Raw genomic sequence first — 16,606 nt, 5'->3', positions numbered from 1 at the left:
TTTTTTCTGTGGCTTTCATTCTATCATGTTCTCTTTTCCTGTGGGAAAAAATCTTTTTTTCTCTCTTTTAAGCTTATTTAAGGTAGCCTTTGTATACTGATCCCATCACAAGGAGGTGAACATTATGATCTATTTGATAATCCCCGCATATGAGCCGGATGAAAAGCTGATCCGTCTGCTACAGTCTCTTGCTTCTGAGAAGGATCTGTATCCCATCGTGGTAAACGACGGCAGCTCCCGGGAGGCTCTTCCCATTTTTCACCAGGCGGCAGATTATGCTGAAATATTGACCCACCCCGTCAACCGCGGAAAAGGCGCCGCTCTCAAAACCGCATTTTCTCATATCCAGACACTGGAGAGATCCGGTTTTGTCGTGACGGCAGACGCAGACGGTCAGCATACCAGAGAAGACATCCTGCGTGTTGCCCGGATCTGTCAGAGCCATCCGGAGGCCTTCGTTACCGGCGTCCGGGAATTTAAGGGCAAGGTTCCTCTAAAAAGCCGTGTAGGAAACACCCTCACAAGGCATGTGTTTTATCTGGTTACCGGCACAAAGCTTTCGGATACCCAGTGCGGCCTGCGAGGATTTCCGGTCTCCATGCTTTCGTTTTTGAAGGCCATTCCCGGCAACCGTTACGAATACGAAATGAATATGCTTTTGGAGGTGATCGGCACCTATCCCCTGGAAACGGCTCCCATCGAAACTATCTACATAGAAGATAACCGCTCTTCCCACTTTCATCCCATAAAAGATGCTTTTCGGATCTATCGGGAGATCCTGAAGTTCTGTGCGTCCTCTCTGATCTCTTTTTTGATCGACTACCTGGCGTACACCTTCCTGCTGCTGGTGCTTTCTCCCATTGCCTCCACCGCCGCTGCCCTGATGGGCGCCAATATCACCGCACGGTGCATCAGCGGTTACGCAAATTACAAGATGAACCGGCATCTGGTATTCCGAGATACTTCCGGGAGAAACACACTGGGAAAATACATTCTGTTAGCCGTCGGGATCCTGGCTTTCAACAGTTTTCTGCTGCTGGCTTTCCATCAGCTCGGTTTTGAGAATCTGTACCTCTTAAAGCTTCTTGTTGAAGTCCTGTGTTTTTCGGTCAGCTGGCTGGTACAAAAGCATTACATTTTTTCAAAAAAAGAGAGAAAAAGGAGGAATTTATCTATGCATTTAAAGAAACTGCTTAAAAAACCCGTCCTGTTTGCGGTCATCGGAGCCGTTACCATCCTGTCCATGAATTCTTATGCGCTCCTGAAAACCTTTAAGATCGCGCAGGTTTCCGCCTACGTGGGGGAATCCGGATCTTCTGCCTCCCAGGGTAGTACAACGGACAATTCCAGTTCTTCCGGGCAGGATACCTCCTCGGCTGTCGTCTCAGATACCGCATATTCCGACGAAAACATTCAGATCAGTCTGGAAACCCTGACCACAAATGACACCACTGTCTATGTGGCTGACATCCAGGTCAGTTCTCCTGAATACCTGAAAACGGCGCTGGCACAAAATGCCTTCGGGCGAAATGTCACAGCGACCACCTCCACCATCGCTTCTGAAAACAATGCCATTTTAGCGATTAACGGAGACTACTACGGGGCCAATGATTCCGGATACGTGATCCGAAACGGAGAGCTTCTTCGCAATACGGTACGGAGCGGAGACACCACCGAGGATCTGGCCATCTATGAGGACGGAAGCTTTCAGATTATTGATGAAGCCGAAGTCAGCGCAGAGAAACTGGTCTCCGACGGCGTGGTAAACCTTCTCGCCTTCGGCCCCGCTTTGATCGAGGATGGCGAGATCTCCGTATCTCCCTCCGATGAAGTAGGAAAAGCCATGTCGGAAAATCCCCGAACCGCTATCGGGATCATTGATGAAACCCATTATATTATCGTAGTATCTGATGGCAGAACCTCTGAAAGCGCCGGTCTTTCCCTCTATCAGCTGGCTCAGGTCATGGAAAGCTACCAGGTACAGACCGCTTATAACCTGGACGGAGGAGGTTCCTCTACCCTCTACTTTAACGGAGAAGTCATAAACAAGCCCACCACCAATGGCAACAGCATTCAGGAAAGAAAAGTGAGTGATATCGTGTATATCGGATACTGATCACGCTTTCTGCGGGCAGACTCCTTTGCAGGCAGCCGCCCGCCTCCCCTGACACAGGTATTTTTTAGAACCATAGAATCACTTAGAAAGGAAGGTGACCACCTTGTATACCTCAGATCCCAACAAACAACGACACCAAAAAACAGCCGTCTTGTTTCTGGCACTGTCCGTTTTCTGTGTTGCTCTCACACTGATCTATGAACAGTTCAGCTATGGCCAGTTCTCCCCCTATATGCGGCTGATGTTTCTGATCCCGCTTCTTCTGGGAACAGTTCCCGCGCTGATCCGAAGCAGATTTCGGATCCCCTACCGCCCGAATGTCTCTTCCACTTATTTCTGGAACATGGGCATCGCCCTCTTTTTAAACGGCTGTCTGATCAAAAGCATCATAGAAATCTCCGGTCGTTTCACCAGTTATGACCGGATGTACTGGATCGGCGGAACCATCTGTATCGCAGCCAGCCTGCTGCTGTCTCTCCTTTCCTTTCGCCCGAAGAAAAGAAAAAAAGCAGGCGAAGATTCCCTGGCCTTCCATTCTCTGGCCAAGTGATCCCCTCCTGCCGGCATCTCCTGCCATATCCCGGCTGCCGATTGACCGACGCCGGGATATGGGCACGCTTTCTCCCTGTTAGACATAGGGCAGCAGTCTTTCATATCCTTCCTCTTTCATACGCTCCTTGGGAATAAACCGGAGAGCTGCCCCGTTGATGCAATATCGTAGTCCTCCCTCTTTTTGGGGACCGTCCTCAAACACATGGCCCAGATGGCTGCCGCCTTCCCTGCTTTTTACTTCTGTTCTTTGCATTCCGAAGGAGAAATCCCCCCTGTACTCCATGGCATCCGTGGTGATCCCCCTGGTAAAGCTTGGCCATCCACATCCGGCATCAAACTGATCCGCCGTAGAAAACAGCGGCTGTCCGGTTACAATATCCACATAAATCCCTTCTTGTGTGTGATGGAGATAACAACTGCTTCCCGGTTTTTCTGTTGCCGCCTCCTGGGTCACTTCATAGGCCTCCCGGGACAGCTTCTGTCTTAATTCTGTCCGGGAAGGTACTTCTTCTCCCGGATACAGAGGCGTTTGTGCCTCTGAAAGCCCGATATGGCAATAGCCTTCCGGATACTTCCTCAGATAATCCTGGTGGATCTTTTCTGCCGGTATGAAGTGCCGCAGCTCTTCCAGTTCTACTACCGTCTTTCTTCCCTCTGTCCGTTCCACATAGGACAAAAATGCTTCCGCCACCCGCCGATCTTCTTCCCTGACATAATAGATCCCCGTGCGGTACTGGGTTCCCACATCGTTCCCCTGGCGATTCAGGGAAAACGGATCGATCACTCTCAGATATCTGTCCACTATCTCTGCCAGACTGATCTGGTGTACATCATATACCAGCTTCACCGTCTCTGCGTGGCCGGACTGTGACAGTTGTCTGTAAGAAGTCTGTTCTTTGTTTCCGTTGGCATATCCCGTCTCTGTGTCCAGGATTCCCCTGACTCTTTGATAATAGGCCTCCACTCCCCAAAAACACCCGCCTGCCAGATAGATTTCCCGTCGTTCCATTTTGTCACCTCTCTCTTCTTTTCCCTGTTTTTCGTTTTTCTCTTTCAGAATACCACAGGTCTTTTCAAAAATCATACTTCCCTGTCAGATTTTTTTGACACAGACTCTCCCCTTTGACACAGCAGGGGCAGGTATCCACTCGTTCAAGTGGTACCTGCCCCTGTTTGTACATGGCCATCGTCCGGGGATGCTTTCCTGTCATACATCCGGTCTGCACGCCCCGTTTCCGCCTGCCTCTTTTCCTTCAACGACAACCTCTTCCCTGCCGTCTCGGAAAAGTGCCGCGGAATTTATCTGGCTTTTTTTCTTTTCTTGGAAGCTGCAACTGCCAGTGCTGCCACAGCCAGTCCCATTGCACCTGCATAGGTAGCTACATTTGCAGTATCTCCCGTTTTTACGCTGCCCGCTTTCGTTGTTTTTACCGGTTTGGCAGGCTTGTCTGTACCGGGCTTTGTCGGCTTGTCTGTGCCGGGCTTCGGATCCGGTTTCGGCGGATCCACCGGTGTCTCTTCCTCCACCAGCTTATACTCGTAGATGATCAGCTGCTTTTCCTCTGTCACCTTTCCGGTGATCGGATCTGTCTTGGGATCTACCTTCCGTTCTGTCAGCACATAGGTCTTTCCGTTCTTGGTCAGTTTCTTGGGCTGGAAGGTCTCGTCTGTTGTGTCATACGCCGTTCCCACCTGGGTCCCGGGCTTCTTTACGATATAGTTGCCGTCGGCGTCTTTCTCCTGTACCGCCGGATTTTCCAACACTTCCTCTGTTCCCTCGATGATATACTTCACTACGACCTCGCCGCCTTTCTTGGGAGCATAGTCGTAATTGATTACCTGGTGCTCTTCGGTTACTTCCCCTTCTGCCGGAGAAGTATTCACCGTCGTCTTTTCTCCGTTGGGATCCTTGGCTGACGGATAGTCTCCGTTTGGTTTTACATCTGTAGATACCAGCTCATAGACTTTTCCGTCCTCATCGGTCAGCTCCTTGGGAAGCAGGGTCGGATCTGTCTTTGCAGACTCCGGCACGCTGTAAGGTGTTCCCACATACTGATCCTTTACCAGATCCTTATTTGGCTGCAGCTTGGTGGATGTTCCCTGGATATAGTAGGCAACCTCTACCGGCTCTCCTTTTTCCTTTGACAAGATCACACCGACTCTTTCCGGTTCTGTCGGAAGCAGGCCGTTGGTGGTCACTGCAAAAGAGTTCCATGCAGCCTTCTTTTCGATCTCGTCCGTCCTCTTCGGCTTGCCTTCCAGAAGCAAAGATGCGTCTACCTCTGTTTCCTTCGGCGCCGTCATGTCGAACGTCAACGTGATATCCTGACCCTTAACCCATTTGATCCCGTCTTTGAACTCCAGCTTGAAGCTGCGTACCTTTGCCCAGTCGTCAGCCGTCCAGCCTGCGGTATCCTTGGTCCATCCGGGAGCCTGAGCGCCTGCCGGATCCTCATGCGTGTAAGCCCCCTTCGGATAGCTCACCGTTCCGTACAGGTCTGCCCTTTCCGGATTCTGCACCGTGCTGTAATATACGTCGATCTTATCTTCCCATTCCTTCGGCAGCTTGACTGCTCCCTTCAGGGTAGGAGTAAAGGCGCTTTCCCGGTTGGTTCCGTCCACAATCCCAAGATCGCCGGTTCCCGGAAGCACGTCCATGAAGCCCATCTTAAAGATGTCTTTTCCTGTCGTGTTGGTCATCTCCAGCTTGTAGCTGATGTCTTTTCCCGGAGTCGTATATCCGAAAGTGGAATAATCGCTGTCCAGGCTTCCTTTTACGTACTTTTTGATCTTCAGGTCGTCTCTGGAATACTTCACATACTCCGCCTGTATCTTGGCACGCTTCTGGGTGCTGTCCCCATTCTTATCGATGTCGCTTGCGTCTACCTCAATCGTCACGTTGCTTGCGTCGGTCTTCAACTCTGTATCTGTCGAGCTTGTTCCGTATGCGATCAGAGGCAATTGATCCGGTGAATTCTTTGAGATCGTCACATCAAAGTACAGCTCCAGACGCTCTGCCGGAAGGATACTGTCTACATCCCAGACAGCCTTTACCAGCTGCTGTCCGCTTCCCTGGTAATCCTCGTCCAGGATTTCAAGCTTTCCTGTCAGGTCTTTCTTTACTATTCCGGCCCGACCGGACATCAGGGTATATACTGCCGATCCGTCTCCCTTCACAGTCACGCCCAAAGGAAGCAATACCGTGGTGCTGATATCTTTTCTCAGCGCCGCATGGGATGTGCTGTAATCATTCAGCCATACCTGTACCTTGTTATCTCCTGTTTTTACAACATTCCCATCTTTTTCAACGAAAGAAACCGTACCTCTGACGGTAGGTGCTTCCGCCTCTTTCTGCACAATAACTGCTGTACGCTTTCCGGTCGTGGTCTTCTCATCTCCTCCGGTCCTGCGAATCACGGTTCCATCTGCCAGGGTCGCTACAAAGGATGGCTTCCACCACACTTCTGCTTCTGCCCCTTTTTCGATAGTAAAAATAGTCTGTGTTTGAAGATGCACTCCTCCAAAAATAGGGCTCTTGTCCTCATTTTCGTAGGCAACGGTGTAGCTGACCACCTTATCTGTATCAGCCAGTCCCAGATCCTGACGGCTCATCTGTACATTCCCCTGTACTTTATTGTCCGTCTTGTTCCAATCCACCACAGCGCTCTTCGTGCTTCCGTCTTTCAGGGTCACTGTGACTGTTGCCTTTGGCAGTTCGCGAAGCTTGTCTATTCCCATGGACGAATGATAGTAAGAATTCGGTACAAAAACGGTGACTGCACCAAAGTTCAGTTTATCACTGTCAAAGGTATATTCTTTCACGATCTTCTTATATCCATCACTAAGAACTTTTTGTATATCCCATTTGCTGCTGTCCAGCGTGGCTCCATTCGCATCCGTAAGAACCTCGTCTGTCCGCAGCCCCACGAAATACTGATCATGAAATCTCAAACGTTCAATATCCGTCACTGCCGGGTTTGGATTCATATTTTGAGTGTTTCCGACGTTCCCCATTCCATCAGCCGGACCATATACCACTGGCGGGAAATAACCGCCGTCTCCTGATGTCAGCGGTACTCCTGTCGGCGCTACGACTGCATTGGCTGCGTTACTGTTTGTATTTTCCAGCTTCTCGTGCAGACTCGTAGAAGACAATTTTGCCGTGTTTGGAATCTTTGTGTACTTGTCGATCGTGCCATCCGTTTTGGTCACCACTTCCATTTCTGCCGTAAACAAAGACTCTTTTCCCTGCTGTTCCGCTAAAGTCGGCGCCTTAAAGGTCCACTTGATAGTGTCGCCGTTCGTTTCCGTATTGACAGCCGCTCCCGTTGAGGAGGTGGAAGTAGCGCTGACATAGGACAGTCTGGAGTCCAGCTTGTCTTCGATGACGATATCTGCACCCGGCTTCATGTAGATTCCGCCGGTAGCCGGAAGTGTCACCTCTGCCTTGATCTTCCATACCACGTTATCTCCCGGACGCGCCGCATTCAGCGTATGGTCATGCTCCACGTACAGATACTCTTTTCCAATGCTCTGTGCGTAAGCAGCCTTGACATTGACTATCGCTTCCTCGCTTTGTGCCAGTCCTACGTTTGCCTCACTGGTCAGCATTGCAACTGCCGGCAGTTTGGTGCCGTTGGGTGTGATCCCGTTCTTTGTCGTGATCCCGATGCTGACTTTTCCGGAAATCCCGGTTTCAAGCTTGGGGAAGGTATATGTCAGTGTCCTTGCGCCTTCACTATATTCAGGTACTACGCCGGCGATCGCCAGATCCTCCACCGGGGTCTGCAGATCGTAAAACTCTGTTGCCTCTCCCGTGGGAAGCTGTACCTTTAATGTTGTGTTTCCCTGAAACTTCTCCTGGATACTTTCCTGTGAACCGGCGATCTTAACGTCCAGTTCATACACCCCCGTAGCTCCGGATTTGATATCGGGCGTCTTACTTGTCAGCGTCAGGTCTATGTTGGCATCTCCTTTTGCAAATGCTATTGTTCCGGGGAACATCCCGACTACACAAAGCACTGCTGCCAACACTGCCGCCACACTCGTCCGAAATCGTTTTTTCCGATTGTGTTTTGAGCTCATGTTTTCTCCTCCTTATTCAATGAACCTGCTTTTTGTTCAGATGCGTCCGCACTTTCCGTTCTTTCAACCGTTCTCTTCTGTCACTATCGATCTGTCTCTGCTTCTCCGTGCAAACGTATCCATTGGAATCATAGCAGATACGCCTACATTTGTCTATTATTTTTCCTACTCGCGCGATATGTTTTTTGTTTTTTCTTTGTTTTTTTGATTTTTCTTTTTATTTTTTCTGAAACATCATTCAGAACTTGCATTTTTCTAAAATTTTTCCCTTTCACAGACTATCGTCAACTTTCCTGCCACATTAGAAAAGAGACCGGGTACAGGATTGCTGTTCCTGTGCCCGGCCTTCTTTTTACTCTTCAAAAGCTGTCGTTTTTGCTGCGTCTATCATTGCTGCCGCTCTGTACTTCCGTGTTTTCTCCCCCCTTTCTACTGCTTTTACTGGTTGGTACTTTGTCCGTCCTGCGGCCTTTGTCCACCCATACTTCCCGGTCCTCCGTTTCCGCCGGGCTGCTGCCCCATATTGCCGCCTCGTCCTCCGGGCTGCTGACTGCCTTCTCCATAGATCAACGTATCCAAAGTCACTTCTGTGGAACCGGAACCGGCGGTAACGGTGTAGGTGGACCCCTGTTCCAGCCCTTCTGCGCTGATCACCACGCTGCTGTAAGCCTTCTTGGCAGTGAAAGAAGCTATCTCATTTCCGTTTTGATCCTTTACCGTGATAGCGGAGCCTGCTTCCTGATTTCCCACATTCAGAAGAATGCTTCCCTGGGTGGAGCTGCTTCCAAAGTTTTGTACCATTCCCGAGGATCCTGTCACAACCACAGTTCCTCCTGTGACGACAGCCTCTCCCGCATAATCCAGTCCTCCATTTCCATCATTTGTAGGACCCGATACATAGACTTCTCCGCCGGATACCTCGATCGCCCCGTTGGAGTCCAGGCCATCTCCCGACGCATCCACACTTGTGACTCCGCCGGAAATACGAATGGACACATCCTGCGCGGCGTCACCTCCAAATCCTCCCTGGGAAGACGTACTTCCATCGGTTGCGTTAAGTCCGTCATCGGTAGATGTTACATCTACTTTTCCTCCGGAAATATCGATCAGCGCTGATTCCATTCCCTCTGTGCTGGATGTCACTTCTACGGTTCCGCCTACGATCTGGATTTTTTGGGTTCCTTTTATTCCATCATCTGCCGCCGATATCTGTATCTCTCCGCCTTCTATATACACAAATCCTAGCGAGGTATTTTCCGTATTTTCTGAATGGATCCCATCCGTATCCGATTGTATACGGATCTTCCCGTCTGCGATCCGTACACTGTTTTTCCCGGAAAGTCCCTGCTTGGCGCTGTCAATGGTGTAACTGCCGGAGGTAATTGCCAGATCATCCTTCGATACGATCCCGTGTCCATATGCATCCTGGATAGTCAGGCTTCCCTGCCCGTTTAAGGTCAGATCCTCCTTGGAAAAGATCGCGCCATCTACGTTATTGTCATCTGTCTGAACAAATTCTCCTGTTACCTTTAAGGTATTTTCACTTCCTTCTGCCAATGTGACAAACACCTTATCTGCCTGCTTGATATAGATGGGCGCGTTGGAAGCATTGGAAATAGATACTCCGTCCAAAACGATCTGTACCTTTACGGTGTCCTCTACCTCCACCTGTATCTGTCCATCCGACAGGGTTCCGGATAACAGATACGTTCCTTCCTCCGTGATCCGGATGACGTTCCCTTCCACCGTCACGCCTTCTCCTTCTGCCGTAGAGCCTGCATCCGACAACTGCACTTTTGTAGCAGAAGCTTCATCATAAGTGGAATCCAGGTCCCTCTCGGTAAACATGGTATCGTCTGTCGTTCCTGTCTCTGTCGTGCTGCTCTGCTCCTGTGTGGTCGCTGCCGCCTGGCCCAAGCCGGACGACAGCTTACTGCACCCCACTGTTCCTATACTCAATGCTACAATGATCGCCATTGCTGCTAATACCTGTCTTTTCATGGGTCTTCCTCCTTTTTCTGTTCCATGGTCCCGTCATGTTTATCTGATCGTTCCGGCAATTCCTTGTCTTTTCCTTTCTTCCTTCCATTCCCTGCCGGCTTCTGTTTTTACGTTTCTTGCTTTCATTTTTCTTAGACTTCTTTTCTGCCTCCTTCCTACAGCCCTTCACTTAGCATCTCCGGGCGGTTTAATCGGATCTCCAGATTTCCGTTTCTACAGCGCAGCGCATCAATCAACTCTTTTTCGCTGCTTTTATCTTTTAACCGTATGTCATAGCTGATCCGGAACAGACTGCCCATATTAGTAGTCCTTACCCCATTTAGCTTATAGCGCTTTGTATATTTCTTTAATGTGTCTTCAAACACTTCCGTATAATCCAGATTTTCCGGGATGGTAATGTGAAGCGTTTTTTCCAGACTGCCCTGCCCCAGTTTTCCCAGTCCCAGCCTGGTATAAAGGATCCACACCACTCCCATCAGTCCGGCAAACAAAACGCCATATCCCAGATATCCCATTCCGGTTGCCAGCCCCGTACTCATGGCCAGGAAGATTGCCCCGATCTCTTTGGCTGTCCCCGGCACAGAACGGAACCGGACCAGACTGAAGGTTCCTGCTACCGCCACTCCTGCTCCCACGTTTCCGTTGACCAGCATGATCACCATGCAGACCACCGCCGGGATCAGCGCCAGAGTCAGTACAAAGCTTTGTGTGTACCTGCTTCTGTATGTGTAGACGCCTGCCAGAAATATTCCAATGAAAAGGGAAGCTGCCACACAGCTCAGATAATTTACCGGCGTGATGACCTGTGTCGTCCCTGTATCAAATACCCCCTGAAAAATTGTTTCATACATGATTGTTTCTCCTTCCCTGCATCTGCATCAACGTCTGAAATGCATGTCCATACTTTGAAAAAGACGTTTTATATACCTGTTGTTCTGTCAGTACCTCCACCATCCAAAGCGGGATCGCCCCCGACGTCTTTACCTCCATTAACGAATATCCTCTTGGCAAAAGCTCGTATCCGTACACCGTTTTTTTCAGATCCATGTCCCTCGTTCTCCACAAAATATTCTGATCAAAGGTCACACGAAGATCCGAGTCTTCAAAGGACGCATGGGCCTCTCTGTCATAAGTCAGGAACATGCTTGGCCTCAGCGACCGGTAAAACTCCTTGAAATAGTCCAATTCGTGTCCTACCTGGGATTCTTCCGGCAATTGCTTTCCGCGGAGCATATAATCCATGGCTTCTTTTTCCTGCAGGCAGATCCGTCTTTTATATACGATGGATTGAAATTTCTTTTTCAGTTCCAGAAATACCGGAGACTCTTCCGAAGCCAGACAATAGCTCCGCATTCGCAGCTTTTCCTTGTAAACCGGCTTTTCCATGGATTCCCGGATCAGGATATAGCTTGGCGTATCAAAATAAATATTCCGTATGGTATGCCTTCCATATTGATCCGGCTTCATCCCACCGGCCGCCATCCTTGCCTCTATGGCTTCTCTTTGCCTTTTATTTACCAGATACTTGATTTCATATCGTTCAAACATTTTTTGGTATTCCATTTGCCTCTCCCCTTTCCTTTCTTGTCTACAGTCTGTATTCTAAAAGGCGAAACTAAAATCAACTTTAAATCAAAAAAACTTTTTTCTGTTTGCTCCCGGACAGCTCCGCCTGTCCTTTTTCCACGAAAAAAAAGGACAGAGATGTTACTCTCTGCCCCTGCTTTTCAACACTTCCAAACAGACGCCGGTCTTATATCCTGTTCTGTTGGATTTTATTCTGTTGGATTTTGATCAGCGTTTCCTTCGTTTGATAAAAAAGACTACAACCCCTGCTGCCACGGCACACAACATCAGGGCCAGGTAGACTCCATAGTGATTGGTGTCTCCCGTCTTTACCACACCGGTCTTCTTTCCCATGCCGACCTTCTTTCCTGTCGTCTTACCGGCAGGCACGGCGGTTGAAGCACTGTTTCCTGTCCCCGGCTTGTCCACGGAAGGATCGGAGGGGTCATCTCCCTTTCCGATCATGTAGGTCGTCCAGCCTCTGCTGGGCGGGATATTATAGGTGGTTCCGTCCACCGTCACCACTGTATACTCCGATCCCTCTGCCGGAAGCAGTTCTGCCCTGACATGATAGGTTCCTGATGCCGAAGGAGCAGACTCTAACTGGCGTCCCGGTTTTCCGTCCTCATCTTCATAGTAGGTCATGACAAATTTCAGCTGATCCTGCGGAACTTCCTTGTCGCCCACATACGCATGGAAATATGGCGCCAGATCATATGCGGTTCCATTTGCCGGAAAGATCTCATCATAAGCCCGGCTGACGATGGTGGCATAATGTCCTCCGTACCAGTCTACGTACATGGAATTCAGCAATGCCAGTCTCTGCGCTGCCTTTTCCTCCTCGGTCGCCGGCTGATAATCACCGGGCTTTCCGGTCAGACGGTTCAGGATGGCTCTTGCCGCAAAGTCCATGCCCTCCTCATTCGGTCCTACGTAAATGGTGTTACCGGAAACGGTTCCTTGTTTTACCTTCTCATCGTTTACGATCACGATCACATTCTTGTAGTAGGATGTTACCACTTTTTTGCCAATGTAGGTGGCTGCCGCCGTGGATTCCTCCGTGGGAACCACCTTGCCTTCCGCATCTCTGGTCAGCCTGAAATAGGTATCCTTCGGCGGAGGCGCAACGCCTATGCCGGATTCTTTGGATTCTGCTTCCACAGTGGTAAAGTTGAAGTAGTGCTTCGTCTCTTTAAACGGTTCCAGGCTTTGGATATGTTCTACATATTTCTTTGCCAGTTCTTCAAATTTCCCCTGCTCTTCTGCCGTGAAGCCTTCTCCCGTGATCACGATGGCTTTATTGTTGTAGTAGACTGCCGCCCCCCAGTAATTGGCATCATCATTGTTTACCAGATCCGTTTTCTTAAAGCGGATCTCAAAGGCTTTGGATTTCTCGCTGACAGGCTTGCCTGTTTCCTTGTCAAAAGCCTTCACCGTCACCGTATAGGAGCCTGCCTTGGTGGGCGCTTCCTCGCTGTCATAATCCTGAGAGATCGTGTCGGTGTACGGGATCTTCCCGGTGTAATGCACTTCTGTCGTATATTCCTTGTCGTAATCTACGCTGTAGTTCACCTTTGCCGGCTTCCCGTCATACTCTTTGGATTCTGCTTCCAGTGTAATCCTGTCTTCCAGTTCAATGGTATAGCTTCCCGTCTGTGTAGCCGGGCCGTAGGTATCGTTGCCGCTGAAAACGGCTGTTACGGTGTAGAGACCTGCCTTGGACGGGATTCCCTGTACCGGCGCTCCAAACGCGTCCGTATATTCCAGCGTCAGCGCATCCCCCAGCTGATCCCCTGTCGTTTCCTTATCTCCCTTCCGGACAATGAAGTATTCCTTCATATCCTTTCCGGTATCCGACTCGTAAAACTTGTCCGCATAGGTCTGGAAAAACAGGTTGGTGGTATTGGATTTCCCCGCAATGCTGCGCCGAAGAGCCTCCTTACACACCTCACAGAAGGGATTCTGCTTCCCTAAAAACTGCATTTTACAGTTCTTGCCCGGATGATACCAGCCGTTTCCTCCGTCTGTGTATTCATAAACACCCACATGATTTTTCCCGACAAATCTGGACCATTTCACCTTTGCAGGATCCGACTCCTGCGTCATGTTAACGCGGTCTTCCGTGGCATAAGACGGGCCTGCCCAATACTCGTCTGCTAGGCTGGCGATCATATGCCCCATCTCGTGTACCATGATCTCCAATGCGCTGTCTGCCAGGGATGCCGCACAGATTGTTCCGCCGCTTCCTCCGTATACGGTGGAATTCACGATCAGCATATTGTGATCCGCTGCCGGAAGCTTCTCTGCCTGCAGGGCATTCATCTTCTTCTCGCCCTCACTGCCTTCTTCCATTCCCAGAAGCCGCTGCATTCCATACAACCAGTACCTGGCGCCGAAATACGTTTCCTTTGGATCTGCATCCGCCTCTTCCTTGGTCTTTGCCTGATCCCCCTTCGCCCCGGAGTCCTTCGATACCGTCCCCAGCGCATAGATCTTTATGGTGTCCCTGAACTCGTCAAAGGGAGAGGTCTCCATCACGTAGTCTGCCGTCTTTTTGGCTTCTGTGTAGAATTTGTCCTGCTCTTCTGCCGTAAATCCGTCTCCAAAGACCAGCAGCACAAAAGCATCTGCGTCCGGAACGGAAGCGTCGCCGTATACCAGCTTTAATTCTCCTACTTCCTGTCCTTTGATCTCCGGCGCCGCCTGAGGCGTACCTGCCGTCTCCTCCGCTGCTTCCCGGCCCACCCGGTTTTCTTCCTGAATATGGGAATGTGCTCCCATATACTCTCCCGGAAGTACCTGGGCGCCTTCCGCGCCGCTTTGGGTCGATGTGTTGCCGGCAGGAAGCTGTCCCGGATCCTGCGCCGTCTCCTCCTGACCGGCAGCAGGAGTCTTTTCTTCCGCAAGGGTCCCTATTGCTCCCACCGGTGACAGGCACATACACAGCACCAGCAGAAATGCGGTTGCAGAAGCCATGCATTTTCTGTAACTCCATTTCTTTTTCATTCTGTCATCCTCCTCGCTGTTCTAGTAATCTTCTATGATTATCATAAGAAATTTTTCCTTGGTTTGTCAATTGATAAACCATACAATTTCCGACACATCCTGTTGTACAGGGGATCTGTTTTCTCAGATCACGTCCACCGCCTCCCGGATGTGCTTCACTCCGATTACTTCGATTCCGTCCGTCTCTCCCAGAGACTGTTTGACCACCCAGGGTACGATACAGGTCTGAAAGCCCAGCTTTTTGGCTTCCTGGATTCTCTGCTCCGGCATGGTCACAGACCGAACCTCACCTCCCAGTCCCACCTCTCCGAACGCTACCGTTTTTTCCGGTATCGGAAGGTTCTTATAGCTGGAAAACACAGACAGGACGATCCCCAGGTCGGACGCCGGCTCATTCAGCCGGATCCCTCCCGCAATATTTACATAGGCGTCATAGCCGGACAGCGGCAGATTCATTCTCTTTTCCAGAACCGCCATCAGCAGATTGACGCGGTTATAATCCAGTCCCGCCGCCGTCCTTCTTGGCATCCCGAAATTCGTCCGGCATACCAGCGCCTGTATCTCCAGAAGGACCGGTCTTGTTCCCTCCATTGCACACACTACCACGGAGCCGGAAGCCATTTCTGCCCTTCCGCTCAGCATGAACTCGGAAGGATTTTCCACCTGGATCAGGCCCTCCCGGCGCATCTCAAACACTCCGATCTCATTGGTGGAGCCGAAACGGTTTTTTACTCCCCGCAGGATCCGATAGGAGGCATGTCTGTCTCCTTCAAAATACAACACCGTATCTACCATATGTTCCAGCACTCTCGGTCCCGCCACCGTTCCTTCCTTCGTTACATGCCCCACGATAAATACGGACACATCCAGCCCTTTTGCCAGCTGCATCAAAATATTGGTGGATTCCCTCACCTGGGAAACACTGCCCGGAGCAGAGTTTACCTCTTCACTGTACATGGTCTGGATAGAGTCGATGACCACCATGTGTGGCCTTCCGCCCTCGATCAGCTCCCGGACAGCTTCCAGGTTGGTTTCACAGGCCAGATATAAAGAGGAAGAAAAGGTTCCCATCCGATTGGCCCGCAGACGGATCTGATGCAGGGACTCTTCTCCCGAAATATAGAGGATCTTTTTCCCTGCCGCCGAAAGCTTCTGACATACCTGCAGAAGCAGCGTCGATTTTCCGATCCCCGGATCCCCTCCCACCAGTACCAGGGACCCCTGCACGATCCCGCCTCCCAGTACCCGGTCCAGCTCGCTTAAGCCCGTTTGTGTGCGCTTTTCTTCTCCCTCTGGGATATCCGTCAACGCCATGACTCTGGTGGACGGCCTCTCTTTTTTTCTTCCCTGCCCGGATACCGGAACCACTTCTTCCACCATGCTGTTCCATTCCTTGCAGGCAGGACACTGCCCCACCCATTTTGTTGATTCATATCCACAGTTCTGACAGAAATATACCGTCTTTTTCTTTGCCATACTCCCTCCAAAAAAAGGCCGCTTCCCGCAGCCTTTTCTTTCCACAACAGGCTCTGGGGCCACTTGCCTCCGCCTGTCTGTCTGTTGTTCTTTTTCTGTTTGATCCTGACATTCACCGCCCGGTCCCTGCTCCCGGCTTTTCCTGCTCGGTTGCTGCTTCCCGGTCCTGACGTTCACTGTCCGGCTCTTATTTTTTCTTGATCCTGACGTTTACCGCCCGGTCCCTGCTTCCGGCTTTTCCTGCCCGGTTGCTGCTTCCCGGTCCTGACGTTCACTGCCCGGCTCTTATTTTTTCTTGATCCTGACGTTTACCGCCCGGTCCCTGCTCCCGGCTTTTCCTGCCCGGTTGCTGCTTCCCGGTCCTGACGTTCACTGCCCGGCTCTTATTTTTTCTCGATCCTGACGTTTACCGCCTGATTCTCTTCCAGCTCTGCACTGACACTGAGCTTGCCGCTGACATTCGTTTTCATGACCCCTGCATTGACCTCATTCAGATAGACGATATACTCGCTGTCGCTCTCCAACTCCAGCGTCAGCTGGGCGTCCTGCAGTCCCGATACCTGAAACCAGGCGCCTGCCTCTGTGGAGCGGAAGCCCTCTACCGCTGTCCCCGGAACGGACTCATACACAAACATTCCGTTTTTTTCCAGTTTGGTGATCCCGGAAAAGGTCTTTACCTTGTAGATGTCTCCTTCAAATTCAAACTCTTCCAGTTTTGTCTTTACGTCCAGTGTATAGTCGCCGAAACTAAGTGTTCCGTCCTTTTCAGCTCTCAAAAGCTCTTTCACTGCTGCCATCTTCTTT

The 16,606-nt window shown here is 50.5% G+C and carries 11 protein-coding genes; 2 read left to right on the top strand and 9 right to left on the bottom strand.

Annotated elements, in window-relative coordinates:
• The first annotated feature begins 124 nt into the window (after positions 1-124).
• Together FYJ34_RS14210 and FYJ34_RS08765 are read left to right on the top strand one after the other, a co-directional pair.
• Positions 125-2,116, top strand: a complete 1,992-nt coding sequence (locus FYJ34_RS14210) for a phosphodiester glycosidase family protein (protein ID WP_154477933.1) — start codon at positions 125-127, stop codon at positions 2,114-2,116.
• Positions 2,117-2,219: 103 nt separating this feature from the next.
• Positions 2,220-2,666 carry a hypothetical protein gene (locus FYJ34_RS08765; protein WP_154477931.1) on the top strand — a complete coding sequence of 149 codons (447 nt, stop codon included), beginning with the start codon at positions 2,220-2,222 and terminating at the stop codon, positions 2,664-2,666.
• 78 nt (positions 2,667-2,744) lie between these two features.
• Here the strand turns inward: FYJ34_RS08765 and msrB are convergent, their stop codons facing one another.
• The 9 genes from msrB to FYJ34_RS08720 form a co-directional block, all read right to left on the bottom strand.
• On the bottom strand, positions 2,745-3,677 hold the full coding sequence (gene msrB, locus FYJ34_RS08760; protein WP_154477929.1) for a peptide-methionine (R)-S-oxide reductase MsrB: 933 nt from the start codon (positions 3,675-3,677) through the stop codon (positions 2,745-2,747).
• Positions 3,678-3,741: 64 nt separating this feature from the next.
• A complete protein-coding gene (locus FYJ34_RS08755) occupies positions 3,742-3,894 on the bottom strand; it encodes a hypothetical protein (protein ID WP_154477927.1) in 153 nt (50 codons plus the stop codon).
• 73 nt (positions 3,895-3,967) lie between these two features.
• Entirely contained in the window at positions 3,968-7,753 is a 3,786-nt protein-coding gene (locus FYJ34_RS08750; protein WP_154477925.1) for an isopeptide-forming domain-containing fimbrial protein, read from the bottom strand.
• Positions 7,754-8,191: 438 nt separating this feature from the next.
• The gene (locus FYJ34_RS08745) at positions 8,192-9,754 is read right to left on the bottom strand and encodes a carbohydrate-binding domain-containing protein (protein ID WP_154477923.1); all 1,563 of its coding nucleotides are present in this window, start codon (positions 9,752-9,754) and stop codon (positions 8,192-8,194) included.
• A 155-nt stretch (positions 9,755-9,909) separates the two neighbouring features.
• On the bottom strand, positions 9,910-10,605 hold the full coding sequence (locus tag FYJ34_RS08740; RefSeq protein WP_154477921.1) for a DUF4956 domain-containing protein: 696 nt from the start codon (positions 10,603-10,605) through the stop codon (positions 9,910-9,912).
• Positions 10,598-11,317 carry a polyphosphate polymerase domain-containing protein gene (locus FYJ34_RS08735; RefSeq protein ID WP_154477919.1) on the bottom strand — a complete coding sequence of 240 codons (720 nt, stop codon included), beginning with the start codon at positions 11,315-11,317 and terminating at the stop codon, positions 10,598-10,600. The genes FYJ34_RS08740 and FYJ34_RS08735 overlap by 8 nt, the downstream gene beginning before the upstream one ends.
• 231 nt (positions 11,318-11,548) lie before the next feature.
• Positions 11,549-14,326 carry a M64 family metallopeptidase gene (locus tag FYJ34_RS08730; RefSeq protein WP_154477917.1) on the bottom strand — a complete coding sequence of 926 codons (2,778 nt, stop codon included), beginning with the start codon at positions 14,324-14,326 and terminating at the stop codon, positions 11,549-11,551.
• A 123-nt stretch (positions 14,327-14,449) separates the two neighbouring features.
• Complete coding sequence (radA, locus tag FYJ34_RS08725) at positions 14,450-15,802, bottom strand: DNA repair protein RadA (protein ID WP_154477915.1); 1,353 nt, start codon at positions 15,800-15,802, stop codon at positions 14,450-14,452.
• Between the two features lie 383 nt (positions 15,803-16,185).
• Positions 16,186-16,599 (bottom strand): endosialidase, encoded by a 414-nt coding sequence (locus tag FYJ34_RS08720; protein ID WP_154477913.1) that lies wholly within the window; start codon positions 16,597-16,599, stop codon positions 16,186-16,188.
• Positions 16,600-16,606 lie beyond the last annotated feature (7 nt).

Source organism: Suipraeoptans intestinalis (assembly GCF_009696485.1).
Taxonomy (GTDB): domain Bacteria; phylum Bacillota; class Clostridia; order Lachnospirales; family Lachnospiraceae; genus Suipraeoptans; species Suipraeoptans intestinalis.
The sequence above is the reverse complement of the archived record's forward strand: the minus strand, read 5'-3'. Positions and strand labels throughout refer to the sequence as shown.

Excerpts from the sequence above, each read along its gene's own strand:
- FYJ34_RS14210 (WP_154477933.1), top strand. The coding sequence starts at position 125 with ATGATCTATTTGATAATCCCCGCATATGAGCCGGATGAAAAGCTGATC.
- msrB (WP_154477929.1), bottom strand. The coding sequence starts at position 3,677 with ATGGAACGACGGGAAATCTATCTGGCAGGCGGGTGTTTTTGGGGAGTG.
- FYJ34_RS08750 (WP_154477925.1), bottom strand. The coding sequence starts at position 7,753 with ATGAGCTCAAAACACAATCGGAAAAAACGATTTCGGACGAGTGTGGCG.
- FYJ34_RS08745 (WP_154477923.1), bottom strand. The coding sequence starts at position 9,754 with ATGAAAAGACAGGTATTAGCAGCAATGGCGATCATTGTAGCATTGAGT.
- FYJ34_RS08740 (WP_154477921.1), bottom strand. The coding sequence starts at position 10,605 with ATGTATGAAACAATTTTTCAGGGGGTATTTGATACAGGGACGACACAG.
- FYJ34_RS08735 (WP_154477919.1), bottom strand. The coding sequence starts at position 11,317 with ATGGAATACCAAAAAATGTTTGAACGATATGAAATCAAGTATCTGGTA.
- FYJ34_RS08730 (WP_154477917.1), bottom strand. The coding sequence starts at position 14,326 with ATGAAAAAGAAATGGAGTTACAGAAAATGCATGGCTTCTGCAACCGCA.
- radA (WP_154477915.1), bottom strand. The coding sequence starts at position 15,802 with ATGGCAAAGAAAAAGACGGTATATTTCTGTCAGAACTGTGGATATGAA.
- FYJ34_RS08720 (WP_154477913.1), bottom strand. The coding sequence starts at position 16,599 with ATGGCAGCAGTGAAAGAGCTTTTGAGAGCTGAAAAGGACGGAACACTT.